Annotated in this window: 21 protein-coding genes and 2 tRNA genes; 9 read left to right on the plus strand and 14 right to left on the minus strand. The window is 57.4% G+C overall.

What is annotated here, in order from left to right; all coding sequences use genetic code 11:
- Positions 1 to 32: 32 nt before the first annotated feature.
- Both ABD013_RS05915 and ABD013_RS05920 read right to left on the minus strand, forming a co-directional pair.
- Positions 33 to 108, minus strand: a tRNA-Val gene (locus tag ABD013_RS05915).
- A 46-nt stretch (positions 109 to 154) separates the two neighbouring features.
- Positions 155 to 231, minus strand: a tRNA-Asp gene (locus ABD013_RS05920).
- Between the two features lie 214 nt (positions 232 to 445).
- Between ABD013_RS05920 and syd the strand changes: the two genes are divergently transcribed.
- On the plus strand, positions 446 to 1,018 hold the full coding sequence (gene syd, locus ABD013_RS05925) for a SecY-interacting protein (protein WP_343803614.1): 573 nt from the start codon (positions 446 to 448) through the stop codon (positions 1,016 to 1,018).
- On the opposite strand, the gene ABD013_RS05930 is transcribed toward syd, so the two are convergent.
- A complete protein-coding gene (locus tag ABD013_RS05930; RefSeq protein WP_343803617.1) occupies positions 1,015 to 1,683 on the minus strand; it encodes a DNA-3-methyladenine glycosylase I in 669 nt (222 codons plus the stop codon). The two genes, syd and ABD013_RS05930, sit on opposite strands and share 4 nt — an antisense overlap.
- A gap of 205 nt (positions 1,684 to 1,888) precedes the next feature.
- On the opposite strand from ABD013_RS05930, the gene ABD013_RS05935 reads away from it, so the two are divergent.
- Both ABD013_RS05935 and ABD013_RS05940 read left to right on the plus strand, forming a co-directional pair.
- On the plus strand, positions 1,889 to 3,103 hold the full coding sequence (locus tag ABD013_RS05935; RefSeq protein ID WP_343803620.1) for a pyridoxal phosphate-dependent aminotransferase: 1,215 nt from the start codon (positions 1,889 to 1,891) through the stop codon (positions 3,101 to 3,103).
- A gap of 114 nt (positions 3,104 to 3,217) precedes the next feature.
- Positions 3,218 to 3,586, plus strand: a complete 369-nt coding sequence (locus ABD013_RS05940; protein ID WP_343803623.1) for a hypothetical protein — start codon at positions 3,218 to 3,220, stop codon at positions 3,584 to 3,586.
- Here ABD013_RS05940 and ABD013_RS05945 read toward each other — a convergent pair whose 3' ends face one another.
- Positions 3,587 to 4,066: a 3'-5' exonuclease gene (locus ABD013_RS05945; RefSeq protein WP_343803626.1), complete on the minus strand. Its 480-nt coding sequence runs from the start codon at positions 4,064 to 4,066 to the stop codon at positions 3,587 to 3,589. It lies immediately after the preceding gene.
- A complete protein-coding gene (locus ABD013_RS05950; protein WP_343803629.1) occupies positions 4,063 to 4,977 on the minus strand; it encodes a class I SAM-dependent methyltransferase in 915 nt (304 codons plus the stop codon). The genes ABD013_RS05945 and ABD013_RS05950 overlap by 4 nt, the downstream gene beginning before the upstream one ends.
- A gap of 125 nt (positions 4,978 to 5,102) precedes the next feature.
- On the opposite strand from ABD013_RS05950, the gene htpX reads away from it, so the two are divergent.
- Positions 5,103 to 5,993 (plus strand): protease HtpX, encoded by an 891-nt coding sequence (gene htpX, locus ABD013_RS05955; protein WP_343803632.1) that lies wholly within the window; start codon positions 5,103 to 5,105, stop codon positions 5,991 to 5,993.
- Between the two features lie 65 nt (positions 5,994 to 6,058).
- Here htpX and ABD013_RS05960 read toward each other — a convergent pair whose 3' ends face one another.
- The 3 genes from ABD013_RS05960 to pdxB are packed head-to-tail and all read right to left on the minus strand — an operon-like array spanning position 6,059 to position 9,038.
- Complete coding sequence (locus ABD013_RS05960; protein WP_343803635.1) at positions 6,059 to 7,177, minus strand: ATP-NAD kinase family protein; 1,119 nt, start codon at positions 7,175 to 7,177, stop codon at positions 6,059 to 6,061.
- On the minus strand, positions 7,174 to 7,887 hold the full coding sequence (locus ABD013_RS05965; protein WP_343803638.1) for a flagellar brake protein: 714 nt from the start codon (positions 7,885 to 7,887) through the stop codon (positions 7,174 to 7,176). Before ABD013_RS05965 ends, ABD013_RS05960 begins: the two co-directional genes overlap by 4 nt.
- Complete coding sequence (pdxB, locus tag ABD013_RS05970) at positions 7,884 to 9,038, minus strand: 4-phosphoerythronate dehydrogenase PdxB (RefSeq protein WP_343803641.1); 1,155 nt, start codon at positions 9,036 to 9,038, stop codon at positions 7,884 to 7,886. The genes ABD013_RS05965 and pdxB overlap by 4 nt, the downstream gene beginning before the upstream one ends.
- Before the next feature lie 120 nt (positions 9,039 to 9,158).
- Between pdxB and ABD013_RS05975 the strand changes: the two genes are divergently transcribed.
- Both ABD013_RS05975 and trpB read left to right on the plus strand, forming a co-directional pair.
- A complete protein-coding gene (locus ABD013_RS05975; protein ID WP_343803644.1) occupies positions 9,159 to 9,398 on the plus strand; it encodes a hypothetical protein in 240 nt (79 codons plus the stop codon).
- A gap of 137 nt (positions 9,399 to 9,535) precedes the next feature.
- A complete protein-coding gene (gene trpB / locus ABD013_RS05980; RefSeq protein ID WP_343803647.1) occupies positions 9,536 to 10,738 on the plus strand; it encodes a tryptophan synthase subunit beta in 1,203 nt (400 codons plus the stop codon).
- 104 nt (positions 10,739 to 10,842) lie between these two features.
- Here the strand turns inward: trpB and ABD013_RS05985 are convergent, their stop codons facing one another.
- Positions 10,843 to 11,145 (minus strand): hypothetical protein, encoded by a 303-nt coding sequence (locus ABD013_RS05985; protein WP_343803650.1) that lies wholly within the window; start codon positions 11,143 to 11,145, stop codon positions 10,843 to 10,845.
- A 325-nt stretch (positions 11,146 to 11,470) separates the two neighbouring features.
- Positions 11,471 to 12,331 carry a diguanylate cyclase domain-containing protein gene (locus ABD013_RS05990; protein ID WP_343803653.1) on the minus strand — a complete coding sequence of 287 codons (861 nt, stop codon included), beginning with the start codon at positions 12,329 to 12,331 and terminating at the stop codon, positions 11,471 to 11,473.
- Between the two features lie 148 nt (positions 12,332 to 12,479).
- Between ABD013_RS05990 and ABD013_RS05995 the strand changes: the two genes are divergently transcribed.
- From ABD013_RS05995 to ABD013_RS06005, 3 genes are read left to right on the plus strand one after another with little or no spacing between them, the layout of a single operon-like run.
- The gene (locus ABD013_RS05995; RefSeq protein WP_343803656.1) at positions 12,480 to 12,995 is read left to right on the plus strand and encodes a hypothetical protein; all 516 of its coding nucleotides are present in this window, start codon (positions 12,480 to 12,482) and stop codon (positions 12,993 to 12,995) included.
- Positions 12,992 to 13,609: an SCO family protein gene (locus ABD013_RS06000; RefSeq protein WP_343803659.1), complete on the plus strand. Its 618-nt coding sequence runs from the start codon at positions 12,992 to 12,994 to the stop codon at positions 13,607 to 13,609. Before ABD013_RS05995 ends, ABD013_RS06000 begins: the two co-directional genes overlap by 4 nt.
- Before the next feature lie 8 nt (positions 13,610 to 13,617).
- Positions 13,618 to 14,088: a copper chaperone PCu(A)C gene (locus ABD013_RS06005; protein ID WP_343803662.1), complete on the plus strand. Its 471-nt coding sequence runs from the start codon at positions 13,618 to 13,620 to the stop codon at positions 14,086 to 14,088.
- 29 nt (positions 14,089 to 14,117) lie between these two features.
- Here ABD013_RS06005 and ABD013_RS06010 read toward each other — a convergent pair whose 3' ends face one another.
- The 4 genes from ABD013_RS06010 to soxB form a co-directional block, all read right to left on the minus strand.
- A complete protein-coding gene (locus ABD013_RS06010; protein WP_343803667.1) occupies positions 14,118 to 14,651 on the minus strand; it encodes a hypothetical protein in 534 nt (177 codons plus the stop codon).
- Positions 14,644 to 15,198 carry an elongation factor P hydroxylase gene (locus tag ABD013_RS06015; RefSeq protein WP_343803670.1) on the minus strand — a complete coding sequence of 185 codons (555 nt, stop codon included), beginning with the start codon at positions 15,196 to 15,198 and terminating at the stop codon, positions 14,644 to 14,646. Before ABD013_RS06015 ends, ABD013_RS06010 begins: the two co-directional genes overlap by 8 nt.
- Entirely contained in the window at positions 15,195 to 15,935 is a 741-nt protein-coding gene (locus ABD013_RS06020; RefSeq protein WP_343803673.1) for a hypothetical protein, read from the minus strand. The genes ABD013_RS06015 and ABD013_RS06020 overlap by 4 nt, the downstream gene beginning before the upstream one ends.
- 63 nt (positions 15,936 to 15,998) lie before the next feature.
- Complete coding sequence (gene soxB / locus ABD013_RS06025; protein ID WP_343803676.1) at positions 15,999 to 17,780, minus strand: thiosulfohydrolase SoxB; 1,782 nt, start codon at positions 17,778 to 17,780, stop codon at positions 15,999 to 16,001.

The following is a 17,780-nucleotide window of genomic DNA, read 5'->3' on the forward strand; positions in this document are numbered from 1 at the left end:
ATTCTAACCAACTGAACTACCACTCCGCGTCTTGGTGGGCGAAGAGGGGTTCGAACCCCCGACCCTCTGCTTGTAAGGCAGATGCTCTCCCAACTGAGCTATTCGCCCAAAACGCTGGCTCTTGATACGACCTTCCGAGCTCTTTGGAAGGAAGTGGCGGAACGGACGGGACTCGAACCCGCGACCCCCTGCGTGACAGGCAGGTATTCTAACCAACTGAACTACCGCTCCACTCTTTTCAAATCACCGAGCCGTGCGTCTAAGCATGCACCCCGTGAATGAGGTGCGCATTTTAAGGAGTTCCTGAAAGTTGTCAATCACTAAATTCAAAAAATTTCGTTTTATTACAGGGAAGTACAAAGATTAATCAATCTGTAACAAGCACTTGCGGTCCAGCCACCATTACGCCAGAGTCCAAGCCAGTCTCACAGAATGCGGTACTGATATGATAGATGCCAATACAGCAAAAGCACTGGATGATTTCATGGCACGGCTGGAAACAGTCCACACGTCATCCGGCTGGCCTCGCCTCCCCTATGATCCGGACTGGCCCAGCCCCTGTTATCAGCACACAGCAAATGGTGGCGTGGCCGTGGGCTGGCGCCCAGTGCGCAACGCTGAAGGCACTGACATGTTCCTACGCCTGGCCGAAGCACTGGAGCTTGAACTGCACCCGGACATCGTCGAGTTTTTCAGTCGCTACTGGTCAGACCCTCTGCCCGCTCAACTGCCTGATGGCCGCCATATCTGCCTATTACAGGCCTGGAATGCCGAGGACATGGAACGACTGCGCAGCAACCTGATTGGACACGCACTTAGCAAACAGAAGCAAAAGCGACCGCTGACCCTGTTTTTCGGCACCCTTGAGCCTGACAGCGATCTGTTTCTCAGCCTGGATAACCAGAATGGCAGCATCTGGCTGGAACGCCCCGGAAAGGCCCCGCAGGAAAAGCTTGCCGACACCATGGCCGAGTTCCTGCACAGCCTGACACCGCTCCAGATCGCCGATCAGCACTAACCGATACTTCGCGCCAGCAGCCGGCTTATCTGACACAAAGGCCTGCCGGACTGCTGTCGCAGCTCGTTAAACGCTGACTGTACACGCTGAAGATCACGCTGAGCCGTCGGCTTCTTGTCGATCACCCCCTGGGCCTTCAGTGCTGCTACCACATCATCCGTGAGAATGAATGTATCCTTGCCCAACATGCGCAGGAAATAGGCCCCTGAATTGCCACCCAACTGCTTCCCCCTCTTCTTCAGCAGCGTCCACAACCCGATAATATCCTCCTCCGGCCAATCAGCGATCAGCCGGGCCACGCCGCCATGCTCCTGCGCCAGATCCACCATCAGCATGGCATTGTCTCGGGTCGCCTTGATCTTGCCGAAATGCCGAATGATCTGATCGTTCTGCATCAGATTCTCCAGCATTTCGTCACTCATTTCCTGTACCGCCTCCGGATTGAAGTGGTAGAAAGCCTTCTCGAATGCGGGCCACTTGGCATCCACCAAAGAATGCTTGAGACCGGCACGAAACACGCGACGCGTCAGCATCGAAAAAATCTCACTGTCAGAAAGTTTCCTCAATGCCTCGCGATCAGCCGGCAGAGCACCCAGCATCTCCTCAAGAGATAGATCTGGATGCAGATTCAACGCCTGATCACACAGGCCAGACCAGTTTTTCATGTACTCCCCTCCCTACTGCGCCTTTCCATCGCCAGCACCCTTGAATTCACACTTCTCCGTTGCCGGATAGAAGCGGGGCCGCCATTGTCACCGCCACCGCCGAACGCGTATGATTGGGCACTTTAATTTTGCTGTCCAGTCAGAGCCACGCCCGGTTATTTCACTACCTCCGTCCGTCGCTCCTGGAACTCTCAGGAACGAGAAGATGTCTGTCATTCGCAAGTCCAACAAACTGATCAACGTCTGCTATGATATTCGCGGCCCCGTCCTGCAGGAGGCCAAGCGCCTCGAAGAGGAAGGCCACCGCATCCTCAAGCTGAATATCGGCAATCCGGCCCCCTGGGGCTTCGAAGCACCGGAAGAGATCGTTCAGGATGTCATCCTCAACCTGCCTGCCTCTCAGGGCTACTGCGACTCCAAGGGTCTGTTTTCGGCGCGTAAGGCGGTGATGCAGGAATGCCAGCGCAAGAACATCCGCAATGTTGGCATCGAAGACATCTACATTGGCAACGGCGTTTCCGAACTGATCGTGATGGCGATGCAGGGCCTGCTGAACGACAATGACGAGATGCTGATTCCGGCTCCGGACTATCCGCTTTGGACTGCCGCGGTCAGCCTGGCCGGCGGTAACCCGGTGCATTACGTGTGTGACGAACAGCAGGACTGGTTCCCGGATATCGACGATATTCGCAGCAAGATCACTCCTAATACTCGCGGCATCGTAGTGATCAACCCAAACAACCCGACCGGTGCGCTCTATCCTGAATCCCTGCTGCTTGAGATTCTGGAACTGGCGCGCGAGCACAAACTGATCGTGTTTGCCGACGAGATCTACGACAAGATCCTCTACGATGGCAGCGAACACACCTCCCTGGCTTCGCTGGCCGATGACGTGCTTTGCATCACCTTCAACGGCTTGTCAAAAACCTATCGTGCAGCCGGCTTCCGTTCTGGCTGGATGATCATCAGCGGCCCCAAACACAAGGCTAGAGATCTGATCGAAGGCTACGAGATGCTGTCCAATATGCGTCTGTGCTCCAACGTACCCTCTCAGCACGCCATCCAGACAGCACTGGGCGGCTACCAGAGCATCAACGAGCTGATCGTGCCCGGCGGCCGACTGTACGAGCAGCGCACCCTGGCCTGGGAGATGCTGAATGACATTCCGGGGGTGTCCTGCGTCAAGCCGAAAGGTGCCATGTACCTGTTCCCGAAACTGGACCCGGCTCGCTACCCGATCCGTAACGATGAAAAGTTCGCACTTGACCTGCTGCAGCAGCAGAAGGTCCTGATCGTCCAGGGCAGTGGCTTCAACCACCCGGATACCCAGCATTTCCGCCTGGTGTTCCTGCCCTCCAAGGAACTGCTCAGCGACGCCATCGAGCGTCTCGACACCTTCCTGCGCACCTACGAGCAGTAACAGCTGACTGAGATAGCCCTGCCAGCAGGCGGGGCTGTCAGCAAAACGTCACCCAAGTGACATATACTCTCTTTCAGTAGCCAACCACTGACAGCACTGATAGAGAGCCTCATCATGTTTATCAAAATCAAGAAGAACTGTGGCATCCAGATGGAGCACAACGGCCTGGAAAAGCGCCGATTGGTGCCCGTCACCTCTAACTTCCTGCTCAATCTGAGCCAGGTAGCGGAGATTTCCTTCTACACCATCAAGGAGCGCAAGACACGCTTTGACCTGGAAGGACATGAGTTTGAGCTGCCATTGCAGACACGGGTCATACACCTGCAGATGACCTATCTGTATGCGACTTACAAGGAAACCATTAACGGCAACAAGGGGAGACTGGTCGAACGCCAGTACTATAAGCTGTATTTCTCCCCCGAAAATGTGGACACCTATGAAGAACTGCGCAGCCTGATCGAAGAGCAGGTCAGCAACCCCTGATCAGTTGACCACCCCGCTCCGGGCGGCTGTAATGGCGGAAATCAGATCCTCTACGTCCTGCAGCGCCCGATGGCGGCGAAACTGGGAGCGAGCAATGAATTGATACTGGATTCGCTCCTCGGCGCTCAGGACCGCCTCCAGCCCAACCAGATGGAAACTCGGCTGCATGCCACAGGCTTCGAACAGACGACGCAGCCAGAAGCCATCGTACTCAAAGGCATCACTGATCACCTCGCGCCCCTTCAGCGCCCGGTTCAATCGCAGACAAGCCTGATCTGCACTGATTCCCTCCTGCTGCAGTAATTCAGGTTCGATGCCGTGCAGTTCTTCAGCAAACTCGTCCCAGTACTGCCACTCAGGCACACTGTCCGGGTTGATCAAAAAACTGTCACTGTCACCGGTATCGGTGCATTTCCAAGCGATTTCGATCGGGTAGGATTCATGCGCCAGGCCACTGGCTTCCAGGTCGATACAGATCAAGCGGGCAACTCCTCTCGCTGATAGACCGTCACCTTCAGTCCCCGAAACTCACCGACCTCCGGGAAATCTTCTCCGGCACCAAAGCACTCCAGACACCTGAAGTCCGGCAGGTTTTCCTGCATCAACGATTCCAGAAACTGACGTGTCTCTTTGGGGTCATTATGGCACAGAAGCACCTTGGCTCCCGGCCGGGTCAGCTCCGGCAAGCGACGCAGCACCTTGATATAGTCCTTCACCGCGACAAAACTGCCCGGCTGAAAACTGGGCGGATCGATTACCACCAGATCATAGGGACCAGGTTTGCGCACCCGGCTCCAGGACTTGAGCAGGTTGACCGCCAGATAACGCACATCGGCACTTTCCTGACCATTGAGCCGGTGATTTTGACGCCCAATGGAAAGCGAACGCGAACTCATGTCGACGTTGACGACACGCTCAGCACCACCGGCGATGGCGGCTACCGAAAAGGCACAGGTGTAGGCGAACAGGTTGAGCACCCTGGCACCCTGAGCATGTTTTCTTAGCCACTGACGACCGGGGCGCATATCAAGAAACAGGCCCGAGTTTTGAGGCGCCAACGCATCCACCTGGTAGCGCAGCCCCGCCTCATTGACCGTATGCACACCCATGACACTGCCATGAAGCACCCTCACATCACCTTCCGGCCCCTGCCCGCGCGCCTGCCAGACCACCGCCTCGACTTCAGACTGCTGCTCCAGCCAACTGACAAGCGGACCAATTTCAGCCGGCTCGGCAAGCTTATAGGAACGCACTACCGCCACCGGCGGCAGCCAGTCGATCACCAACCACTCATATCCGGGTACGGCACCGCCACGACCATGAAACAGTCGACGCGTCTCGCCATCAGCCTGCCGTAGCTGCTGCTCCATCCACTCGATGATCGCCTGCATCCATCCGTCCTTCACAAAAGTGGCGCAGTATACCCATTGCCGCAAAGTGCGGCCAACGCACATTGAAACTTTACCCTAGTGCCCATATCTAAGCAGCAAACCCAACTTAAGGAACGATGACCCCCATGATGCGAATCATCCTCTTTCTCGCCACCAACCTGGCGGTGATTCTGGTTGCCAGCGTAACGCTGAGCCTGCTGGGCGTGGACCACTACCTCAGCGGCTCAGGTCTTAACCTGACCTCTCTGCTGATTTTCTGTGCTGTATTCGGCTTTGCCGGCTCCATCATCTCGCTGCTGATGTCCAAAATGATGGCCAAGATGTCCACCGGCACCCAGCTGATCGAGCAGCCGCGCAGCGAAGAAGAACGCTGGCTACTGGACACCGTCGCCGAGCTGTCCCAGCAGGCCGGCATCAAGATGCCGCAGGTGGGTATATTCCCGGCTCAGCAGGCTAACGCCTTTGCCACCGGCTGGAACAAGAACGATGCGCTGGTAGCGGTCAGCGCCGGCCTGCTGCAGCGCTTCCGCCCTGAAGAGATCCGTGCGGTGCTGGCACATGAAATCGGCCATGTAGCCAACGGTGACATGGTGACTCTGGCCCTGATTCAGGGCGTGGTAAACACCTTTGTGATGTTCTTTGCCCGCATCGTCGGCTATGCCGTGGACTCTTTTCTGCGTCGCGACGAGGAAGGCGAAGGCGGTGTCGGCATCGGCTTCTACATCACCACCTTCATTTTCGAGATCATTTTCGGCGTCATCGCCTCCATGATCGTGGCCTGGTTCTCACGCCGCCGCGAATACCGGGCTGACGAAGCCGGTGCTCACCTGGCTAGTCCGCACGCCATGATCGGCGCGCTGGCGCGCCTTAAAGCCGAGTACGGCATCCCGGACCAGATGCCGTCGCAGATGACCGCTTTCGGCATCAACAGCCACCTGAAGCAGGGCTTCATGGAGCTGTTCTCCAGCCATCCGCCGCTGGATGATCGAATTGCCGCGCTGAAACAGCAGCGCTAAGCGCCCCAAAACAGAAAAGGCACCCTCGGGTGCCTTTTTCATGCCTGCTGGGGGGCACCTTGCCATCAAGGCACAGCGATACGGTAAAGCACCGCGTCTCGATAGCCGGTGTGAACCTGAACCAGGCCGCTCCAGTCGCGATCCAGCTCGGCATCACCGGAGTCGATAATTAGAGGACGCCCTTCCAACGCGTTGAGTTTGGTTCGTGTGGCAACCAGGTGCAGGTTGTCACGCCCTACCCGCTTCAGCAATTCGGCACTGAGCTGCTGATTACCTCGTCCAATGATATGGCCCTGCCCACCGATCAGCGTAATCACAATGCGCACATCACGCCCCTGAGTCAGTTCCAGTAGTTGCTTTGCCGTGCAGTCTGCCGCGATCACTTCGCCATCCAGCACCGCATCGACGCCCAACAGCGTATTGTCCAGACCCAGCTCTGCCATGATTGCCGCCACTGTCGAACCCGAACCCATCAGATAGAGAATATCGGGCTCCATCTGATCGACGAAGTCTGCCGCGATATCATCCAGAACCAGTGACTCGTCTTCGCGGTTACTGGCATTCTTCACATGCTGCAGGTAACGGTGCTCGGACGGGACCCGCATCTCACCATAAAAGCGGGCACGCACCTGTCCGGCCCTGAAGGCCTCCTCATCCAGATCACGTACTTCCTGCTCCTCGATGGAGACCAGTTCACCCTGAACCAGCATCGCCACCAGTTGCCCTGCCGCCTGAGGCGTCAACGCATACACCCCGGAATGAATCTTGACCCCGGCTGGAACGCCCAGCACCGGGATACGCTCGCCCAGCGTCTCGCAGATATTGCGCGCCGTGCCATCACCACCGGCAAAGAGCACCAGATCGACCCTGGCCTCAAGCAACGCTCTGGCTGCACTGCAGGTATCCTGAGCGCTACTTGGAACGCTATTGGCCTGCCCCAGCACTCGGGTTGCAAACCCCATCTCACAAGCCAGATCGCCTCCCATATCACCGGCCCAGGTCAGGACTTCCAGATCCATCCCCTGCAGGGGCTCCAGTGCGGCCCGGGTGCGCTCCTGCGCCCGCGGCACGGCCCCCAGCTCCAGGGCCTGGCGAGCCACCTCGGCACCATCGCTGCCTTTCAGGGCGACACTGCCACCCACCCCTGCCAGCGGGTTGATAATCAGCCCCAAGCGAAAACTCATGATTCAGCCTCCTCCAGTTCACCCAGACCAATAAGCTGCTGCTCATAGACGAAACCGGCCAGCACCAGCCGTGTCTCCTCCTCCAGATCAACGAACTCCACCCCTTGAGTAAAAGCATTGATCAGGCCGTTTTCCGTTTGCTGCAGGTTGCGCACCACTGCCGGCAACAGCAGCAGGTGATCGATACCGGCCACCCGCACCCGAGCCGTAACGCACAGGCTTTCGCCCGGCTGCGCCAGAGGTCGTGTACTTTCCAGCTGCGCGCCCTGCAGGCTGATGTCTCGACAGATGGCCGCTTGCGACTCGCCCGACACCAGCATCCCCGGCTCGTCAGGCTCGACCCGAACGCTGAGCACAATCGGCACTCGCGAGTGAGCACGAATCAGCTGCATTTCAACCTGGTCTGGATACTCCAGATGCCAGTAGGCGAAGGGCCGTGATTGCACCTGCAACAGGCGGCTTTCGAAGGTACACAGGTAGTTACCGCTCATCAGCCGCGCAGTAAAACGGGTGCCTTCATGCAACACCACGCCCTGCTGCCGCGGCGCACTCACCAGCACACTCTGGTACTCCTTGTAGCCCATCAGCTGCACCATCAGACGCTGATGCGGTGAACGCACCTCCAGGCGGATCTTCTCACCACTGGCTGGAGCAATATCGGCCAGAGTGGCACTGCGACGCCCCTTGATCAGCGCAGCCATGTCCGTCATGAATTCACCCCGGCTGTGGCAAAGCCCATCGCCCTCAGATGGTTGCCCGGCGTATCATCCTCGATGGCCAGCTGCAGCGTGCAGTACTCCCGCCGCTCCGGGTATTCGCGCCGCAAGCGATCGAAGGCCTGCCGCTGCTCAGCTTCCGGTAAATGCACGATTTTGCGGAAGGCCCGGTCATCCCGGTAGGGGTCATAGACAAGACGTGCCGGCGTCAGCAGATCCTCGGCATCGGTCAATGTCAGCGAGCGAACGCTAGACGCAGGCAATACATCCTTCAATTCCGTCTCGACAGGCAGCCCCAGCTGCTCACAGAGCGCTCGATACAACATCCAGGTACCGCGAATCTTGCCGTCCAGCGAGTAGCCGGCGATATGCGGTGTTGCGATGGCGCAGCGCTCTGCCAGCCGAGCACATACGGCAGGCTCATGCTCCCAAACATCCATCACCAGCGTCAGATCCGGGCGCGCCAGACTGACCTCCAGCAACGCGGTATTATCGATGACCGGGCCTCGGCCCGCGTTGAGCAGAATGGCGTTCTGCTTTAGTCGGGGCAGGTTTTCAGCGTTTAGCAGATGATACGTCGGCCACTCACCGCTCTGGATCAGCGGTGTATGCAGGGCAAGGATATCGACCTCGACCAGCATTTGATCCAGCGATAAGAAATCACCACCTTCAACCGCCTGCCTGGGTGGATCGCAAAGACATACACGGATACCCAAAGCCTGCAGGCGCTGCTGCAAACGCCCACCCACATTGCCGACACCGACAATACCGACCACCTTGTCCAGCAGGTTAAAGCGCTGCTCAAACGCCAACTGAAGCAGGCTGCTCAAGACATACTCCACCACCGAATCCGCATTACAGCCCGGCGCACTGCTGAAACCTATCCCCTGCTGACGCAACCAGTCCTGATCGATATGGTCGGTGCCAATGGTGGCAGTTCCTACAAAACGCACTGGCGTGCCCGCCAGTAACGCCTGGTTTACCCGGGTAACGGAGCGCACCAGTACTACGTCGGCATCCTTCAGATCCTCCGCTCGCATGCTGCGCCCTGCACAGGTACGCAGGGTCCCGAAACGCTGAAAAAGGGGTGCCAGGGCCGGTATATTTTCATCCGCCACGATGGTCAAATGGGGTACTGCTGTCACAGAGGAAATCCTTATTTCATGCTCAGGGCTTTACAAATGCCGGGGATTCAGGCTCAATCACGCGCCACATTATAGAGACATCCTCCCTCGGGGTCATTGAACGGTAACGCTTCCTTGGTTGTGCGCTGGCAAAAACAAAACGATTACCTGGTCGTCCGAATCTATCGGGACCTGGTAGGCGACTGGGTAGTGACCCAGTGCTGGGGCAATAATCAGGGTTCCAGTTCCTACACTCACACTCTGGTGGACTCCTACAGTAACGCCCTGGAGTTGCTGCGCGAGATTGGTCGCGAACAGCGCCAGCGCGGTTTCCGTCGTAAACAGGGTCGCGAAGAACAGCTGGGCTTTGATTTCAGCTGAGTTTTTGCCGTCTGCCGCTTGGCACTCCCCCAACAGCGCTTTATAGTCACTTACCCTAAGCAAATGTTGCTGTTACATGGCACTGTCAGCCCGATGCCTGCTGACAACTGCTAGCGGCCCGTACATGTGGAGTGAGTATGAGCAAATTTGATTTTTCCCCGATGCCCGATGCCAACGGCTATTTCGGTGAGTATGGCGGCCAGCTGATCCCGCCCGAACTGAAAACCGTCATGGACGAAATCAACACCGCCTATGAAGAGATCCGACAAAAGCCTGAATTCCAGCAGGAACTCGCTGACCTGTTCGCTGACTATGTTGGTCGTCCCAGCCCGATCTTCTATGCCCGCCGACTGAGCGAGCAACTGGGCGGCGCACGCATCTTCCTCAAGCGCGAAGACCTCAACCACACCGGCGCCCACAAGATCAATCACTGCCTGGGCGAAGCACTGCTGGCAAAGTACATGGGCAAAACCAAGGTAATCGCTGAGACCGGTGCCGGCCAGCATGGCGTTGCCCTGGCGACCGCCTGCGCCCTCGTCGGCATCCCCTGCGAGATCCACATGGGCCAAGTGGATATCGAAAAGGAACACCCGAACGTCGTCAAGATGAAAATCCTGGGCTGCACACTGGTTCCGGTTACCCGCGGTACCGCCACACTGAAGGACGCCGTCGACAGTGCCTTCGAAGAGTACCTGAAAGATCCGAAAAACTTCATCTATGCTATCGGCTCCGTTGTCGGCCCGCACCCCTTCCCGAAAATGGTGCGTGATTTCCAGAGCATCATCGGCACAGAAGCACGCCAGCAGTTCCAGCAGCGTGAAGGCAAGCTGCCCGAATACGTTACCGCTTGTGTCGGCGGCGGCTCCAACGCCATCGGCATGTTCACTGCATTCCTGGACGATGAGAACGTCAACCTGGTCGGCGTTGAGCCGGCGGGTTACGGCCTGGATACCGACAAGCACTCCGCCACCATGTCTCTGGGCAAGCCGGGTGAAATTCACGGAATGAAGTGCTACGTACTGGAGCAGGAAGACGGTACACCGATGCCGGTACACTCCATCGCCTCCGGTCTGGATTACCCGGGTGTAGGCCCGCAGCACAGCTACCTCAAGGACCTGGGCCGAGTACAGTATGACACCGCCACCGACGACGAGTGTCTGAATGCCTTCATGACCCTGTCCCGCGTTGAAGGTATTATTCCGGCACTGGAAAGCTCCCACGCCGTTGCCTGGGCGATCCGCACCGCACCGACCCTGGACAAGGATCAGTGCATCCTGGTCAACCTGTCTGGTCGTGGCGATAAAGACGCCGATTACGTGGCGCAGAAGCTGGGGCTGTAAGCCAGGCTTTTCAATAAAGGGATAGGGGCAACCAGTCGGCACGCCTCTGTTCCTTTACTCCCTTGCAGCTCGCCTCATGAATCCTGTTCTGGCAGAACTCTTCTTCAGCGCAGGTCACAAAACATCTCTGTCTCCTTACCTGCATGCCAATTACCCGAAAAGCAGTGCATCACTTCGTGCGCAAGGCAATCCGGATATACATCTCGTCGCACTTCGATTTCACAGACACCCGTACCGTTGAAACGGGTAATGGCGAGCGCGTCTGGATGACCTTCGATACGATCAACAATTTTTACCGCGGTAAAAATGGTGTCACGTTTTGGCTCCGGGGTCAGAGCCTTGCATCCGGACATGATTGACGCACAACAGATAATTAAGAGCACCCCGGCACCAGATAGACTCCTCATGGCAAGTCTCCAGTATCTGGTTAAAAGATGCTTCCTTTCGATCGTCGACTACCAGACCCATCGATTGGTCCGCTAACAGGAAGCATAGTGCAGAGGACTCACAATATCCCGAGCGGCTGGAACAAGGCGCTGCCGGGTGAGAGACACTTGGAGTCGGATTGTTTGATGTTAGCGTGGTACTGAAGGCAAGCCACACGGGGTTAGAGTACGGTAAGGAAGGCACGGAACCGGCGAATGCCAGGGCCAGCCGAGCGGCTGCAGGGTCAATTACGGCCGGCAGCCGGAAGGCAGTCATGGCAGGCCAGAACCCCTGCCATTGACGGTATCAGAAGTAGCAGATTTTCTCGTCGGTCATGATGGCACGCTGCATCGCCTGCTGCGCTCGATCCACCAGTTCCAGCGGCTCACAGCCATCGTCGGGACTGATCGCCACCCCGATATTGACGGCCAGGGCGGGCAGATCCGCCGGCTGGTTTTCGCTCAGTGCTACCGAGAGCTTATCAACCACGACAGCGATCGCCTCTGGGCAATCCACTTGCTCCAGAACCAGCAGGTAGGCACCGGAGTCCAGGCGCGTCAAGGTATCTCCTTGGCGAATCTTCTGCTGCAAGGCAGCGGCCACGCGCTCCAGCGATGCACCATAGCCCTGCTCATCGACAGCAGGTTGAGCGGCACCACAGATCTGCAATGCCAGGAAGACCACGTACTCCTCGGCACGCTGAGCACGCTGCAAGGCGTGTTCAATACGAGCAGATACCTGCGGTGCAGTCACGGGTAGAAGCTCGCCATTGCCAGTGACATGCAGTGGGTGCTGCAGACGATACAAGGGTGTCATGTCGCGACCGGTAATCAGCAAGGATTCGACACAGCCCTCAGCATCCTGCCCGGAAATCGCACTGAGTCGGATCAGACGCATGCCCTTTTCACCAGCATCGATCCAGGCCTCAACTGCATGCTGAGGCTCAGCCACCATCAACTCACGCAACTGGGGTAACGGATAGGCTTTGCCCAGCAAATCTTCACGTGTTTTTCCCAATAATTCGGCGAAGGCACGGTTACACCAGGCGCAGGTACCATCCAGGCGCAACATCATGACCAACTCATCCAGGCCGTCCATCAGCTGCATCAATTGTTGATTGGATACTGCATTTTCATATTCAGCCTGCATGGCACTGCTCTCACTCATCGGTTTCATCTCTGTTGTTGCCGTTTACCGAGGCCTCACGATAGCGAATCCTGCCTCCGCATGCCAGACAAACTCGACTATGGCCGGATTCAAGTGCGACAATCTGTCACTTCCTCCGCATGATCGACCCATCTAAACTGAGACGATAATGACATCATCCTGTCAACCGAACCAAACCGCTGGACAAAAGGGCTCTCTGATCCAGTTTTTGCTGCTGGGCCTGCTACTACTGGCGGTCCTGGCGGGTGCCACCTGGTACCAGCAATCCCTGGCACCGCAGGCGGGCGTTATACGCCATGAATGTGACCTGCAGCAGGGACCCTGCCAGATAGAGCTTAGCAACGGCAGGTTACAGCTGGAAGCAGGCCCCCTGCCCATGCGTTCGCTCAGCCCACTGAAGCTGGCGCTGAGCCTGGACGGGATGAACGCCAATCGCATACTGGCTGACCTCCAGGGGGCTGACATGTACATGGGCATCAACCAGTTCGAGCTTCAGCGTATTTCCGAAACAAACAGTGCTGATACAAGTAGTGCCAATACACCCTGGCAAGGGCAAACGGAGCTGGCTGTCTGCACCACCGGAAGCATGCGCTGGCAACTGACATTGGCAATCGAGACCCCTGAGGGGACGCAACAGCACCTGTTCGAGTTTGAAGCACGATGAACACGCAACTGAAGACACTCAAAATTCTGCTCCTGCTGACCCTGTGCCTGCTGGCCGGGCTGGCGCTCGCCTTCGTCTTCCGCCCCCAGCCGGTGGAAGACCGGCTCGCCATGGGCGATGCCAATCTGGGTGGAGAATTCACACTCACCTCAGCCAAGGGGCCGGTTTCGCTGTCCGATTTTCGCGGCAAGGTCAGCGTTATTTATATCGGTTACGCCTCCTGCCCCGATGTTTGCCCAACGGCGCTGGCCGTATTGACGCAATCACTGAAGCAGCTGCCCGATGACCAGCGGAAACAGATTCAAGGCATTTTCATCAGTGTAGACCCCGAACGAGACACACCACAAAAGCTGGCCGATTACGCTGCCTTCTTCTCGCCTCAGCTGGTCGGTGTGACCGGCACGCGTGAACAGATTGACCAGGTGGTTCGCCAATACGGTGCTTTCTACCGCAAAGTCGAGCTGAAAGACTCCGCTATGGGTTACGCGGTTGATCATTCTTCCAGGCTGTACCTGGTCAACCGCGAAGGCCAGCTCGTCAAGACACTGCTGCACAACAGCTCGCCTCGGGAGCTGACCAACAGCCTGCAAGCGATTCTTAACACTCAGGGATAGCACATCACATGAAAAGACTGTTTACGCTCTTCACTACCGGGATACTCCTCAGCAGCGCGGCCATGGCAGCAGACGTTGCCGTGAAAACCCCCTACGCCCGAGCAACGGCCCCCGGCCAGCCCAATAGCGCCGTGTTCATGCAGATCAACAACCAGGGCGAAGCCACTCGCCTGGTTAACGCCAGCAGCAGTGCAGCAAAGGTGGTGGAACTGCATGCTCACACCCAGGATCAGGGCGTGATGCGCATGCGCCAGATTGATGCCATTGAATTGCCGGCAAACAGCCAGGTAGAACTGGCACCAGGCGGCTTGCATATCATGTTGATCGGCCTGGAAGCCCCCCTCCAGGATGGCAGCCAGATCGACATGACGCTGGAGTTCGATGATGGTACCTCCGAACAGCTGGACGTACCGGTACAGATGGTAATGCCCGCTGGCATGGGGCATGGCCAGCCGATGTCACACGGCAAGATGCATTAACCCTGCTTCACCCTTTCAGCATTGCCCTTTTAGCACATTTTGCAGCCACGAAGACGACCGTCGAAGTGGCTGTATATTTTCAGACAGGCCTCCTTCTCCGGCAGCACACCTAGCCCCTGACTGTTGTAGCGATCCACATACAACAGCGATTTGAGACTGGAGTCGTCGGTATCCGGATCAACCTGATAGGACTTGAACCCGACTCGATACAGGCCTTCGTACTGCGGATAACATAACCTGCCCTGCTCAACCCTGACCGCATCACCTTCCATGCCCGCCTGCAACAGTGCCGGCACCATCAACGGATTTTCGTTATGCAATGCCAGGAAAAAATCCGCCTGCCCCGGCGTATCAAAGACGCCCAGCACCCAGACACCCTCGGATGACATTGCATACAGGTATTGGAATGTCTCCCCTGAACGCTTCAGCGCCAACCGCTGATAGCGCCAATCTTCATATTCACAGCACTCCAGAGCCAGCAGCTGTTCGCCGTCAGGCAGAGCAAAAGGCTCATCAGGCTGGCAATTTTGCCAGCCCCCGGCCAAAACCTTCAGGTTACGCATGACACAGCCCCCACTCGGGCTCGAGCGTAAACTGCTCGGGGTGTAGCGGCTCAGTGCCATAATGCTGCCTGAGCGCATCAACCAGCATCTGCACCCGTGGCGGCAAACCTTCTGTCAGTAGCTGATGCACTCGACTCAGCACATCCTGCTTGAACTGGTCACTGGCCCCAAGACCTGCCGACAGGTTATCGGCGCTGAAATGGAACCTGCGCCCGGCGGCCTGATTGAAAATCCATTCGTACGCCTGAGGTCTGACTTCAACACGTTCGAACTCCGCCTGCTCGGCGGCCGTGCGACCATCCGGCTTGTACCAGTAGCCGAAGTCTTCCAGTAGCCGCCGCTCTGGGCCTGCGACGCACCAATGCGAGATTTCATGCAATGCACTGGCGTAGAAGCCGTGAGCAAAGATCACCCGATGGTGAGCATGCTCGGCATCAGCCGGCAAATAGATCGGCTCATCATCCCCGGCCAGCAGTTCGGTGTTATAGCTGGGCAAAAAAAGTCGATTGAAGATCTCGATCAACGCCTGGTAGTCCGGTTCACTCACTGCTCGTACTCCTGCCAGCGGTCGCCATTGAGCCACCAGCTCATGCCGTTCTGCTCATCGATACGCACCGCGACATACCCCTTGGCATCCTGGTCGGCACGTTGCACCAGCACCCGGTAGGATGACAGGTTGAGATAGTTTACATCCGCCAGCGGCTGCCAGCGACCAGCATCGGCCAGCCAGGTTTCCCCCGTATGTCGGTCATAGCGCAACAGAATCCAGGCTCCCTGCCGGGTATAGGTGGTCACCACGGCAAACTGGCCACCGTCGCCTGCTGGCGTTTCAATCTGGTTCAACAGCTGCATCAACTGACCGATCGCCGCATCCAGTTGCTCGGCGGCACCACCGGTAGTGCCCGCCTCTGCTGCATCCTCACCTTCAGTACTGGCTGGCGTACTCAACACCTGCAGGCGGTTGAGCAACATCTGGTTCTGCTCTACCAGCCGCTGGCTATTGGAGCGCAGCTGTAACACCTGCTCCTGCAGCAGGGTCAAACGCCCACTGAGTTGATCAAAACCACTCTGAATGGGGTTTGCAGGAGCTTGTCTTTGACCGGATGAGGCACTGGTAGCCTGGGCCTGAGCAGCCATGTTGCGCTGAGCAGCAGACGAGCTCTCATTCTGAGCCGTTGGCATTTCGGATGATGCTGTCGGGGACGCGGGCTGGGTCGGTGCAGCGGCATTACAGCCCGCCAGCACCAATGCCAGCACGGCGATACAGGGTCGTATAACGTGCATGCACAGGCCTCAGTAGAAAACGGTAAAAGTCGTATTCTATCGGAAGCCGTGCAGCAACGGCAGCTACCCGGTCACTTCAGCAGGGTAATCAGCCAGACCCGAGTTGCCTTTTACCCCCTTGAGCACGGGTGTATTCAGCTTGCTGACGTGTACCTCCTTACGGTCACGCAGATACTCGGCGACGACATCCCAGATCGCCGGACCTTCGGACTGTGCACCAACAGTCGCCCAGCCGGTGACCTTGTAGGTTTTGTCGGCCTCGATCTTTTCACCGTTATCCAGCGTCATGTCACTGATACGCTCACCAATCTTGCGGTTCGGTTCACACACATAGTCGAAGCCCCCCACACGCACCATGTCCCCGCCGGACTGCAGGTAGGGTTCGGGGTTGAACAGGTTATCGGCGACATCTTCCATGATCAGCTTCAGCTCCGATCCTTTCATCTCGCGGACGTAGGTTTCAGGGTAGGTCAGACAGGTCTGGTCCAGGACCCGCTCCATGTTGATCACCTGCCCCTTGAGCACCGTGGTTCCCCAGCGGAAACCGGGCGACAGGGAAATCTGGGCATCGCCAACTTCACGCAAGGCATCACAGATCACCTGATCGAAGGTACCGTTGAAGTTGCCGCGGCGGAACATCAGATCCCCGGCCAGTGCCAGTTCCTCGTTGAGCCAGTCCTGATGTGGCGCACGGATCTCGTCGATCAGAGCCTGCATACTTTTGTCAGCAGGAATAAGTTCGGAAAACACCGGAATAAGGCGATAGCGATAGTCCTGAATCTTGCCGTCACGGATATCCAGGTCCAAAGCCCCAAGGAATTTGCCGTTGGAGCCGGCATTGAACACCAGCGTTTGCCCGCCGCTGTTCTTCACCACTGTTGGTGCCGGCATGCCGTCATGGGTATGACCACCCAGGATCAGATCGACACCGGAGACGCGGCTGGCCATCGCCAGATCCACATCCATACCGTTATGCGACAGCACCACCACCGCATCGACCTTCTCTTCATTGCGCACCTGATCGACGATTTCCTGCAGACGACTATCGTAGATATCGAAGGTCCAGTCGGGAATGAAGCGCGCCGGGTTGGCAATCTTGGTACGCGGAAATGCCTGTCCGATCACCGCGATGCGTGCACCACCCAGTTCACGAATGCTGTAGGGCTTGAACACGCGGCCGGAAAAATCGTCGAACAGATATTCCGTATCGCTGGAGAACATCGCATCTTCGGTGATGAAAACGTTCTGCGCCAGGAATTCGCCGTTGAAGGCCTTGATATTGCTCAGGATCTCGGCCTGGTTATAGGTAAACTCCCAATGCCCCGTCATGAAATCAACACCCAGGGCATTACAGGCCTTTACCATATCCATGCCGCGTGTCTTGTACGAGGTCCCCGACCCCTGCCAGGTGTCACCGCCATCCAGAAGCAGTGTCTTTTCACGGCCGAAGCTGTCTCTCAGGCGGTCTGCCAAAGTCTTCAGATGGGCGAAACCGCCGACTTTGCCGTACTGTTGCGCGGCGTCACCGTAATTCAGAAAGGTAAAAGCATGCGCCTCGAGGCTGCCCGGTGCCACACCGAAATGCTGCAGCAGCTTGTCACCCACCAGATGCGGCGCCTTGCCGGTCGCGCCTGCAACCCCCAGATTGACATTAGGTTCGCGGAAATAGATCGGCAACAGCTGCGCATGGCAGTCGGTCATATGAAGCAGGCGTACATTGCCGAAATTGGGCACTTCGTACAGGTCAGCGGGCTGCTTGCTGGCCGCAAACCCTTTCATCGGCAGCATCCCGGCCATACCGGCCAGGCCCAGCATCTGCGCAAATTCGCGTCGTGTCATCGACAT

Source organism: Marinobacterium maritimum (assembly GCF_039523155.1).
GTDB lineage: Bacteria > Pseudomonadota > Gammaproteobacteria > Pseudomonadales > Balneatricaceae > Marinobacterium > Marinobacterium maritimum.

Bases quoted from the DNA above. Each gene is read 5' to 3' on its own strand.
- ABD013_RS05935 (WP_343803620.1), top strand. From the start codon at position 1,889: ATGTCTGTCATTCGCAAGTCCAACAAACTGATCAACGTCTGCTATGAT.
- ABD013_RS05960 (WP_343803635.1), bottom strand. From the start codon at position 7,177: ATGAGTTTTCGCTTGGGGCTGATTATCAACCCGCTGGCAGGGGTGGGT.
- ABD013_RS05940 (WP_343803623.1), top strand. From the start codon at position 3,218: ATGTTTATCAAAATCAAGAAGAACTGTGGCATCCAGATGGAGCACAAC.
- ABD013_RS05930 (WP_343803617.1), bottom strand. From the start codon at position 1,683: ATGAAAAACTGGTCTGGCCTGTGTGATCAGGCGTTGAATCTGCATCCA.
- trpB (WP_343803647.1), top strand. From the start codon at position 9,536: ATGAGCAAATTTGATTTTTCCCCGATGCCCGATGCCAACGGCTATTTC.
- ABD013_RS06005 (WP_343803662.1), top strand. From the start codon at position 13,618: ATGAAAAGACTGTTTACGCTCTTCACTACCGGGATACTCCTCAGCAGC.
- ABD013_RS05985 (WP_343803650.1), bottom strand. From the start codon at position 11,145: ATGAGGAGTCTATCTGGTGCCGGGGTGCTCTTAATTATCTGTTGTGCG.
- ABD013_RS05990 (WP_343803653.1), bottom strand. From the start codon at position 12,331: ATGAGTGAGAGCAGTGCCATGCAGGCTGAATATGAAAATGCAGTATCC.
- ABD013_RS06000 (WP_343803659.1), top strand. From the start codon at position 12,992: ATGAACACGCAACTGAAGACACTCAAAATTCTGCTCCTGCTGACCCTG.
- soxB (WP_343803676.1), bottom strand. From the start codon at position 17,780: ATGTCGATGACACGACGCGAATTTGCGCAGATGCTGGGCCTGGCCGGT.
- ABD013_RS05965 (WP_343803638.1), bottom strand. From the start codon at position 7,887: ATGACGGACATGGCTGCGCTGATCAAGGGGCGTCGCAGTGCCACTCTG.
- htpX (WP_343803632.1), top strand. From the start codon at position 5,103: ATGATGCGAATCATCCTCTTTCTCGCCACCAACCTGGCGGTGATTCTG.
- ABD013_RS05995 (WP_343803656.1), top strand. From the start codon at position 12,480: ATGACATCATCCTGTCAACCGAACCAAACCGCTGGACAAAAGGGCTCT.
- syd (WP_343803614.1), top strand. From the start codon at position 446: ATGATAGATGCCAATACAGCAAAAGCACTGGATGATTTCATGGCACGG.
- ABD013_RS05950 (WP_343803629.1), bottom strand. From the start codon at position 4,977: ATGCAGGCGATCATCGAGTGGATGGAGCAGCAGCTACGGCAGGCTGAT.
- ABD013_RS06020 (WP_343803673.1), bottom strand. From the start codon at position 15,935: ATGCACGTTATACGACCCTGTATCGCCGTGCTGGCATTGGTGCTGGCG.
- ABD013_RS06010 (WP_343803667.1), bottom strand. From the start codon at position 14,651: ATGCGTAACCTGAAGGTTTTGGCCGGGGGCTGGCAAAATTGCCAGCCT.